Genomic DNA, 9,828 nt, shown 5'->3' on the forward strand with positions numbered 1-9,828 from the left:
GGGCTAGAGAACAAGCCCTGTCTATGTTACAAGCTTCGTTGTCCCCCTGCTAGCTTTCAAATAGTCATTGAGAAATGTATTAACTTGGCGTTCAAAATTCTTATAGTTGTTCAGATACGCGAAAAAACGTAACACGAATTCCTGAGGTTCACTTCTGCGGATTAGGGCTTCTGAAAACGGACATAGATCAAGAAACTTTTCATTTGCGGAGAGTTGATCCAGGATATCTAGGAATGGTCCGCGTAATATGCCTCTGCGTTGTTCCATGTCATTTAGATGGACGCTACCTGTATTTATCCTTTCAAACATATCCCGTCGTACTTCCTCATCTGCCTTTTCAGTGAGTTGGATCATCCGAAGCGTACTCCTTTTAAACCGCCTTTGTCGGGCAAGTGGTAAGTCATCATACCTAAATTGATTGAGTTTCTTGAGCTTCTCCAAACCAGTTAAGGTAAGTTCATTATTTATAAATCTAGCCAGAGTACGGATACGCTGTGTACCGTCTACTATCTCCAAACGCCCTAGATCGTTTTCCGGGTCGTAGATATCGGCAACAAAGATATATGGTATTGGTAACCCTAAAAGTACAGACTCAATGAACTTCGACTGCCTTTTGTCCTCCCAAGCCTCATTCCTTTGGTAATCTGGTATGAACAACTCGTTGGTATCGTCATCCTTGCCATCCATGTATTTGTGAACCAGTATTTCAACTGGATACTCTTTGGTGTCGTAATCAACAGGCTTCTGCTTCTCCCTAATTTCTGCTTCTGCTGCCTCTTTATCCTGAACTGTGATTTCTTCTGGCTTATTTGACTTGGACATAGTTTTACCTGATGTAATGTTAGTTAATAACACGTAAGCATATGCGCTACGCGCAGGCTACGCCAACAGCCGTCAGCTATCAGCTAATCTGCTACAGATGGTGCTACAGATGGTGCTTATGCCCATCGGCGCACGCTACTGTTCGCCCAGCGTGGGTGTAGCGCAATCGGTACTTTTGAATAAAATAAACTGTTCGCGTAGCGATGCAGCGCGGTCTTGGGGGCTTCCCCCATGAGCGACTGCATCAAGAAGCGTGAACCAAAAGTTCACGGCTGACCGCTGACTGCTGTTGGCGTAGCCTGCGCGTAGCGCATATGCTTATAATAGTTATAGCGCTGCTTGAGGTGGAATAGCGATGCATAGCTCCCCAGCAATTATGGAGTGTTATCCTGACTAATCAATTCTGTTCAGGAGTCAGAATCAAGAAAATTTATGTTGTTGAAATAACCAAAGTTATCAGTATAGTTTAACAAAAAAATAACTATAAATCCTTAGTTATTTTACGAAACTATCCCCTTTACCCACAGTCTTACCCCTGTTCCCTGTTCCCTGTTCCCTGTTCCCTGTTCCCTCTTAAACAATTATGGAGTAATTGTTAATTGCCCAGGAGCAATTAACAATTAACAAGCTGAAATCAAACCACCCGATAGAGAAAACTTAAAGTTGCCCAAGAATTGACATCCAAGGCGTAGGAATCAGCACCTATACTGAGGGAAGAATCTAGGGAATTTGCACTAGCATCGTGTATGTCTTGCAGCACCGCCTGGGCTACGTCCAAGGGGTTAAACAAATCATCAATTGGTGCTCCGATTCCGCGACGAGATGGCACAGCATCGAGAGCTGTACCGGCCTGAGTTAAGGGGGAGCGACTGCAAATCAGTTGCATTTCCACCAATCCACTAGGACCTGAGACAATCCCACCAACGGAAGCTACGGCTGATGGCAGGGTTAGAGTTTCCCCAGGAGCAATGACGGCATTTTTTATAGATGAAGAGTTTTCTGAAGTCTGTGATGTTTCCAAAAATGGCAGTTCATATAGTGCGATCGCATTGCCATTGGTATTAAAGCCTAATAGCAAGAAATAGACCGGTTGGTCACCGTAGTTTTCGATCTGATAATGGAGACGACTCCCAATCGGCAAAATCGGAACACCTGCTCCTGCCACAGTTTCCTTCAACTCACCCTGAGATTTAGCTTCCCCCTCACCTACGAAACCTACCTGTGAGGAGGAAGCCGTCCGTAATGTTTCGAGTTGCATCACTAGCTTTTCCTCTGGTGCAACCATCTCTAGGGATACCCGAATACCTAGACCGGAAGACCCATCATTAGCGGTTAGCCGTAGCAATTTTGCTGCCAGCAAGGTGTTCAGTTTACCAGCCAATCCCATAGCTGCTGACTTCACGGCTACCCCAGCTTCCCCAACGCCATTGGGTATGGGTTCACCGTCAATATAGAAGATTCCATAACCCCCTCCCCCTGCATTTTTGGAAGAGAGTGCTTTCCCAAACAAGTAATCAGCAGGTTGTTCCCCTGCTTGCACTATTGATGCAGTAGAGATACTAGAAAAGGCGCTGGTAGCATCTACTCGCTCAATTCGTTCTAGGTTCCCATCCAGAGCTACCGTTATACCAATATTACGGGGTAACACCCGGACCGCTTCTTGCACCAGCTGCCCAACTTGTAGCTGATTGTTATTATCAGTACTACCACCAATAAATTTGGCCTTAGCCGTCAGACCATCTTTAGAGGTTATTTGTAGTTGAGAGACTCCCGAGTTAGCACCGGCTTCCAATACAGACAATACAGAATTGTTGCTATAGTTATCCACAACTGTTGCTGGTAATCCTGCTAACCACAACTGTGCAGTTTGACCATTATCTTCCACGGCAGTGACCACACCATCCGCTCCCATGCTAGGGTCAAGGGGCAGATAATAGGTAGGTATTGGCTCAAGACTACTCTGACCCCCTAGCCTGGGCTGTTGTTGTGTACCTGTCAGTTGATTAACCATCAGACCAGCGTGAGTCAGGCTCACCTGAATTCTGGTTGTTGGTATTGCCTGCCACAGATACTGAGTAAGAGCATAGGTAAATAAGCCAGCACTGAAACCATTCCATTTGGCCTCAATCGCCATTTGATTTGGTTCAGCAGCCGTGAGAACCAGACCGGCCATAGGATTAGCTCCAGGCACAACCGAAACCGATTGCCGGTTTACCATCCCTTGCCCAGAATCCTGTATCCGCCGCCGCAGTTGCTCTTGAAAAGCCAGTTCGTTCCGACTAGCCTCTTTGGCTGATCGGTTAGTACTAGAGCGTACCTTAATATTTCCTTGCAGGAGGCTATCAGCTACCGTGTGGCTAGTATCAAGTACTGTAGTGACTTGGTCAGTGAAGAGCGATCGCAATAGCAAAACTAGCGTTTCTTCTAGTAAATCGTTGGCTACTTTAGGATTTTTTTTGCTCAGGCTCCCATCTACTGGCACCAAGCTATTTTGAAATGTAACAGACTTATCGGTTTGATACCCTTGAGATAGCTTAACCTGGCTACCGAAGCCACTGAAGTGGAAGACTACCACGTCACCTGCTTTCGCTTGCTCTGTCAGATGTTCAATAAAAGCCGTTTCAATATTTTCTCGGGTCGCTTGGTCATCGTTAAGTATAAGTATATCCTTCGGGTTGAAGCCAAACCGATGAATCAATAGTTCTTGTTGTAGTTCTACATCAGTAACACAGCCATCCAATAGTGTGCTACGAGGATACTTGTTGATACCCACTAGTAGGGCTAACTTTCGCCCAAGGGGTTGTGCTAATACTTGGAAGTAACGGTCTATTCCAGGAACAGCTAAACTACTATTCCCTAGGAGGGATAGTATTGTTTCACTTACTCCTAATGTTGCCAATCCCAAACTAGCTTTTTGCAGAAAAGTCCGGCGATTAAGTCCCATATCCGCGCTTCAGCTTTCAGATTTCAGCTATCAGCCTACCAGGATTGGCGCTCCCACGACCACAAGCCGTGGGATTCCCAGTTCAGCTAGTTCACTAGTTCACTAGTTAGAGGTTGTTCGCTTAACCTTCAACTCGTCTCGTGCATTGCCTTAGCTAGTTCTGCTGCCACTTCAGGTCGGGAAAATTCCGGTGGTGGTAACTCTCCCTGACGTAACATTTTCCGTACCTTAGTACCGGATAAATGAATCCTCTGCTCTGGTGTACTTGGACTCGTCTTTGCAGTAGCCATACCCTGGGTGCGAGTGCAGTAGAAGGCGTGCTCAAACTTCATCGGCATAATCCCCAACTCACCAGGCTCAAACTCACCAAAAATGTGTTGGGCATCATAGGTGCCGTAATAGTCTCCCACACCAGCGTGATCCCGTCCTACAATAAAATGGGTACAGCCGTAATTCTTCCGTACCAAAGCATGGAAAATGGCTTCTCTTGGGCCAGCATAACGCATGGCAGCAGGGTTAATTGCTAGAATCACTCGGTCATTGGGAAAATAATTCTCCAACATGATTTCATAGCAACGCATCCGTACATCTGCTGGGATGTCGTCGCTTTTAGTAGCACCTACTAAGGGATGAAGAAACAAACCGTCTACGGTTTCTAGAGCACACTTGATGATATATTCATGAGCCCGATGAATGGGATTACGGGTTTGGAAACCTACCACTGTTTTCCAACCCCGTTCCGAGAACATGGCTCTCGATTTTTCTGGATCGATTTGGTAGGAGGGAAACTGGGGATGGGGTAACCGTTCCAGTAACCATACCGCACCAGCTAAATTAATCTCTCCCTGGTCATACACGACTTTCACACCAGGATGCTTGTCTTCATCAGTGCGGTAAACTTGCACTGCTTCATGGGTTTTGTCGTAAGAATATTTTTCCGTCAGTTCTAATACACCAATAAACCGACCACTGGTATCATCCAAACGGATTAACCCCCCCTCTTGCAGAGGAGCAGCTACTTCAGAGGTAACCGAGAGGGTGATTGGAACTGACCACGGTAGGTTATTGGCGAGACGCATCCGGTCTACCACTGATTCGTAGTCTTCTTTGGCCATGAAGCCAGTCAGGGGACTAAAGCCACCGATAGCAATCATTTCCAGGTCGCTGACAGCCCGTTTATCTAGTGTGACTCTGGGCAGAAATTCAGCTTTATCCAAAAATTCCTGCCGTTGTTCGGGTGTAGCAACACGGTTGACCAGTTGACCACCGTGAGCTGGGATAGTTTGTGAAGGATGGCTTAACACCGGGCTTTGCATACTCTAGCAATAATAATTAGATTCTACAATTGTCTCAAGAATTGTCTCAAGATACGACTCCCACTCCACAGCGTGTAGGTGGGGTTCTGGAGTTAAGGTTTCTATAAAGATTCTGCTTCAAGTACTAGAAATATAATTTAACTCTTCCAGCTTTTTCAGAACTTTGTCCACACTTTCTGATAATTCTTCTTTGTCAGTGCGACATTCTACCTCCGGATTTAATGGTGGCTCATAGGGGTCATCAATACCAGTAAAATTCTTAATTTCTCCATCACGAGCTCGTTTGTAAAGTCCTTTGACATCTCGGTCTTCGCAAACGTTTAGGGGAGCATTAACATAAACTTCTACAAAGTCACCAATCCGTTGCTTGACCTCCTCTCGAATTTCACGGTAAGGGGAGATCGCGGATACCAACACAATAACTCCATTGCGGGTTAAAAGATGGGCAACAAAGCCAATGCGGCGAATGTTTGTATCCCGGTCTTCTTTACTAAATCCGAGTCCTTTGGTTAAGTTCTGACGGACGATATCCCCATCCAAGACTTCCAGCTTGCATCCTTGGGCGTTTAGTTTTTCTTCTAATGCCTTAGTAATAGTTGTCTTTCCAGCACCACTAAGACCAGTTAACCATACTGTAACACCACGATGTTCCATGAACTCTATTTACCTCCTAGATTTTTTGTTGACATGACGTGGATTTGGTGTGGACAGGCTATTGGTATTTCAGCTGAACACCAAACTCAACGTCCTATTCGTAAGTCCTATTGCCTTTAGTCTCGGCTCATTTATAACAGATGCCGCCCTTCGGTGGGATGCTTTTGATATCCCCCAGCTTAACTTAGTAGAACGAGGTAGAACGAGTCGGATTACGCTCGAATTATTTTCGGTCACATCCCCTCTATAATGGCTTACCCTGATGCCAATTTAATGGGGATTTTTGGCCTTTTTCAATACTAACCTTCTCAAACCCAATCAACCAGATTAACCCATCTGCCCTAAGTATTGCTCATAACCTAACTCATCGAGCAATGCTTGCTTTTCCATCACTGATTGCGCTAAATTCTGCCGATACTGCTGCACTCTCTCTTGTAATTCTGGCTGATGAGTGCCCAAAATCTGCACTGCTAACAACCCGGCATTCTTGGCATTACCAATTGCTACAGTAGCGACGGGAATTCCCCCAGGCATTTGAACAATGGAGTATAGGGAATCGATACCCTGCAAGTGACGACTAGACACTGGAACCCCAATCACAGGCAAGGGTGTTAGAGCCGCCACCATCCCAGGCAGATGAGCCGCCCCCCCAGCTCCAGCGATAATAACTTTGAGTCCACGCTTGTGAGCGTCTTGAGCATAATTTACCATCCGTTCAGGGGTGCGATGGGCGGACACAATCGCTACTTCCCAAGGAACACTAAAGTCTTCACATACTGCGATCGCATTTTGCATGGTGGGCAAATCGGAATCGCTGCCCATAATAATCCCAATTAACGGTTGGTTATTGGTCATGAATCATGTTTGATGGTAGATGAATTAGACTTCGCCACATTCCCTAATGACTCTAGATATTATCAATGCTCGTGTCCCTAGTTACGAGGGTTTACAGAATATTCACATTAATGATCATGGAATTATTGAAGCGATCGCACCCAAGCTAGAAACTCTTCCTAACCCGGCTATCCTTGACGTTGCTGGGGATTGGGTCTCCCTAGGTGGTGTGGATTTGCAGATTAATGGGGGGCTAGGCTTAGCTTTCACCGATGTGGATTTTCACCACATCCCTTTACTCCAGGACATTTGTCAATTCCTTTGGCATCAGGGTGTGGATCAGTTTTTACCCACTCTGGTGACTACTTCTGTAGAGAAGATTCAGCGTACGCTTTCTGTGTTTGCTGAATTTATCCCTTCCCAAGCTGACCAGACCCCAAGCGCTCGCATCTTGGGTGTCCATCTAGAAGGGCCTTTTCTCAATGCCCAAAAACGGGGAGCTCATCCTGTTGAGTATCTATTACCACTTACTATTGAAAATGTCAAGGAAGTTTTGGGAGACTATGGTGAGCTAGTCAACCTTATTACCATAGCGCCAGAGTTAGATGCCATTGGTGAGGTGATTCCGTATTTGCGATCGCGCAACATAATTGTTAGTCTCGGTCACTCCCAAGCCACAGCAGAGCAAGCCCAAAGCGCCTTTGAACGTGGGGCATCCATGGTAACCCATGCCTTTAATGCTATGCCAGGACTCCATCACCGCAAACCAGGATTACTGGGAGCTGCCCTAGTTACTCCCGGTGTCCAGTGTGGACTAATTGCCGATGGTCAGCACGTCTGTTCCACCATGATCCAACTGCTGCTCCGTGCTGGGGGTTATCAACAAGGGATTTTTCTAGTTAGCGATGCCCTAGCACCAATAGGATTACCCGATGGCGTTTATCCCTGGGACAGCCGCCAGATAGAGGTCAAAGACGGGACAGCAAGGCTACCAGATGGGACATTATCTGGGACAACCTTGCCCTTATTGGTAGGGGTAGAGAATTTAGTCCAGTGGGGAATTTGTAGCGTTGAGAATGGCATTGCCCTCGCAACGGTTTCCCCTCGCCAAGCCATCGGTTTACCAAACCTCAGCATCGGTCAACCAGCTCAGTTATTACGCTGGCATCTGGATGAGGAAACATCAAAGCTGAGTTGGCAACGTTTGTAGTGTCACTCTTCCAACTTCTGACTTCCAACTTCTGACTTCTGAGTTCCGACTCCCGATTCACTACAGGGAAATTAATAAAACTTAAACAATCAAGTCAACGGAGAAGCCTAATTGAGTAGTACGCTGTAGAACTAGAGCGTAAGGTAAATTTTTTTATGGCAGAACTAAAACGTGGTGCAAAAGTTCGGATTAAAAGAAAAGAATCCTACTGGTATAACGATGTGGGAACTGTGGCTAGCATAGACAAGAGTGGTATCAAATACCCAGTGATTGTCCGCTTTGATAAGGTCAACTATACTGGCTACAGCGGTAGCCCCTCTGGGGTTAACACCAATAACTATGCACCGACTGAACTGGAAGTAGTTGGTTAACCTAGCCAGACTCAGGAATTTGAGTTCCTGGTGTCTGTAGAGTGCTAAGTTAACACGCTTGCACTCACCATTGATCAACTAAAGCACTCAACCGTGCCGGAACTACCAGAAGTTGAAACAATTCGCCTGGGTCTAAATCAAGTGACTACAGCCCAGGAAATCCAGGGTGGAGAGGTGTTACTATCGCGCACCATCGCCCACCCTATTTCTCCGAAAGATTTTTTAGCCCAACTCAAAACACTCACCATTAGTGATTGGCATCGACGGGGCAAATACCTACTCGCTAAACTAACCAAGGCAGATAATGCTCAAGCCGGTTGGTTAGGTGTTCACCTCCGGATGACTGGTCAACTGCTATGGCTAAGTCAAGACCAGCCTCACCCAAAACACACCCGAGTGCGATTGTTTTTCCCAAACAACCAGGAGTTGCGGTTTATCGACCAGCGCACCTTTGGTCGAATGTGGTGGATTCCGCCATCCCAATTACCAGAAACCATTATCACTGGTCTAAAGCAACTCGGACCAGAACCCTTTTCCCAGGAATTTTCTACAGATTACCTAGTTAGTAAGCTACATCACCGCCAGCGTGCGATTAAAACCGCCTTGCTCGATCAATCCCTGGTAGCAGGAATAGGTAATATTTATGCCGATGAAGCATTATTCTTGAGTGGTATTCGACCAGAAACCCTTTGTAAAGATTTGGGATTAGAGCAGATCGAAAAGCTGACCATCGCGATTATCCAAGTATTGCAAAAAGCGATTGAGTCTGGTGGTACCACGTTTAGTGATTTTATCAACGTCCAGGGAGTCAATGGCAACTATAAGGGGATTGCCTGGGTTTATGGTCGTACCGGAGAACCCTGTCGTATCTGTAGCACCCCCATCGAGCGAACCAAATTAGTCGGTCGCTCAGCTCACTTTTGTCCGAACTGTCAGCGTTGATCAGAACGGCTATCGGGCTGGTTATTGGGCGTTGCTTAACAATGGAATGATTTGAATAGTTTTGTGCAACGGGCATCTGGGTGTAACAGATATCAGGTGTGGAACAGGTATCAGGTCTGTAACGGGCATCAGGCGTGGAACTGGCATCAGGGGTGGAACTGGCATCAGGGGTGGAACTGGCATCTTGCCAGTTTCAATATATTTCCGGGCAGGCAGGATGCCCACCCCACTTCTATTCATTACTTTAATTCAGCAACGCCGTCTGACAAACATGCGGAATGTGGGTTCTATCAATTCGATATTGACATCTCAAAGCCACAATGGTAGGATAAGCTTGGTTTTTATATATACAGCATGCCCTGGTTACAGAAATTTTAGGAGGCCTTGATACCTTCCTCCTCTATCTTTAATAAAGGGAAATAACCAACATGATAAAACATGTGATTCGTTTTTTGGTTGTAACGCTATTTGTTGTGAGCTTGGCACTAATTTCAAACCCTAGCTCTGCATTAGCAAACACCATACAATCCACGGATGACATCGTCTGGCAACGGCGAGATGGACAAGTTCATTACTGGCCGATGAGTAACGGTCAACGAACTGGAGGTATAAATATTCACACTCCTGTCGGTGCTGAATGGAGCCTGAAAGGGGTTGGTAATGTCAACGGTGACTGTACGGATGACATCGTCTGGCAACGGCGAGATGGACAAGTTCATTACTGGCCAATGAGTA

9 protein-coding genes and 1 pseudogene are annotated in these 9,828 nt (G+C 46.2%); 4 read left to right on the plus strand and 6 right to left on the minus strand.

What is annotated here, in order from left to right:
- Nucleotides 1–51: 51 nt before the first annotated feature.
- The 5 genes and pseudogenes from AC4II3_RS15000 to purE form a co-directional block, all read right to left on the minus strand.
- Nucleotides 52–822, minus strand: a pseudogene (locus AC4II3_RS15000) (DUF262 domain-containing protein); the annotation flags it as partial.
- A gap of 634 nt (nt 823–1,456) precedes the next feature.
- Entirely contained in the window at nt 1,457–3,766 is a 2,310-nt protein-coding gene (locus AC4II3_RS15005) for a caspase family protein (protein ID WP_488014167.1), read from the minus strand.
- A 128-nt stretch (nt 3,767–3,894) separates the two neighbouring features.
- Nucleotides 3,895–5,082: a sulfate adenylyltransferase gene (gene sat / locus AC4II3_RS15010; RefSeq protein ID WP_488014169.1), complete on the minus strand. Its 1,188-nt coding sequence runs from the start codon at nt 5,080–5,082 to the stop codon at nt 3,895–3,897.
- 117 nt (nt 5,083–5,199) lie between these two features.
- The gene (gene cysC, locus AC4II3_RS15015; protein ID WP_070391561.1) at nt 5,200–5,736 is read right to left on the minus strand and encodes an adenylyl-sulfate kinase; all 537 of its coding nucleotides are present in this window, start codon (nt 5,734–5,736) and stop codon (nt 5,200–5,202) included.
- Nucleotides 5,737–6,063: 327 nt separating this feature from the next.
- Nucleotides 6,064–6,591, minus strand: a complete 528-nt coding sequence (gene purE / locus AC4II3_RS15020) for a 5-(carboxyamino)imidazole ribonucleotide mutase (protein ID WP_488014171.1) — start codon at nt 6,589–6,591, stop codon at nt 6,064–6,066.
- A gap of 46 nt (nt 6,592–6,637) precedes the next feature.
- Here purE and nagA point away from each other — a divergent pair, with 46 nt between their 5' ends.
- The 3 genes from nagA to AC4II3_RS15035 all read left to right on the plus strand — a co-directional run bounded on the left by nagA (nt 6,638) and on the right by AC4II3_RS15035 (nt 9,093).
- The gene (nagA, locus tag AC4II3_RS15025) at nt 6,638–7,780 is read left to right on the plus strand and encodes an N-acetylglucosamine-6-phosphate deacetylase (RefSeq protein ID WP_488014173.1); all 1,143 of its coding nucleotides are present in this window, start codon (nt 6,638–6,640) and stop codon (nt 7,778–7,780) included.
- A 155-nt stretch (nt 7,781–7,935) separates the two neighbouring features.
- Nucleotides 7,936–8,151 (plus strand): photosystem I reaction center subunit IV, encoded by a 216-nt coding sequence (locus AC4II3_RS15030; RefSeq protein WP_293024157.1) that lies wholly within the window; start codon nt 7,936–7,938, stop codon nt 8,149–8,151.
- A 93-nt stretch (nt 8,152–8,244) separates the two neighbouring features.
- Nucleotides 8,245–9,093 (plus strand): DNA-formamidopyrimidine glycosylase, encoded by an 849-nt coding sequence (locus tag AC4II3_RS15035; RefSeq protein ID WP_488014175.1) that lies wholly within the window; start codon nt 8,245–8,247, stop codon nt 9,091–9,093.
- A gap of 21 nt (nt 9,094–9,114) precedes the next feature.
- Here the strand turns inward: AC4II3_RS15035 and AC4II3_RS15040 are convergent, their stop codons facing one another.
- Nucleotides 9,115–9,333: a hypothetical protein gene (locus AC4II3_RS15040; RefSeq protein WP_488014177.1), complete on the minus strand. Its 219-nt coding sequence runs from the start codon at nt 9,331–9,333 to the stop codon at nt 9,115–9,117.
- 188 nt (nt 9,334–9,521) lie between these two features.
- Here AC4II3_RS15040 and AC4II3_RS15045 point away from each other — a divergent pair.
- The coding region (locus AC4II3_RS15045; protein WP_490722834.1) for a hypothetical protein at nt 9,522–9,828 on the plus strand (307 nt) is incomplete at its 3' end.

The organism is Moorena sp. (assembly GCF_982860115.1).

Excerpts from the sequence above, each read along its gene's own strand:
- AC4II3_RS15005 (WP_488014167.1), bottom strand. The coding sequence starts at position 3,766 with ATGGGACTTAATCGCCGGACTTTTCTGCAAAAAGCTAGTTTGGGATTG.
- sat (WP_488014169.1), bottom strand. The coding sequence starts at position 5,082 with ATGCAAAGCCCGGTGTTAAGCCATCCTTCACAAACTATCCCAGCTCAC.
- cysC (WP_070391561.1), bottom strand. The coding sequence starts at position 5,736 with ATGGAACATCGTGGTGTTACAGTATGGTTAACTGGTCTTAGTGGTGCT.
- purE (WP_488014171.1), bottom strand. The coding sequence starts at position 6,591 with ATGACCAATAACCAACCGTTAATTGGGATTATTATGGGCAGCGATTCC.
- nagA (WP_488014173.1), top strand. The coding sequence starts at position 6,638 with ATGACTCTAGATATTATCAATGCTCGTGTCCCTAGTTACGAGGGTTTA.
- AC4II3_RS15030 (WP_293024157.1), top strand. The coding sequence starts at position 7,936 with ATGGCAGAACTAAAACGTGGTGCAAAAGTTCGGATTAAAAGAAAAGAA.
- AC4II3_RS15040 (WP_488014177.1), bottom strand. The coding sequence starts at position 9,333 with ATGAATAGAAGTGGGGTGGGCATCCTGCCTGCCCGGAAATATATTGAA.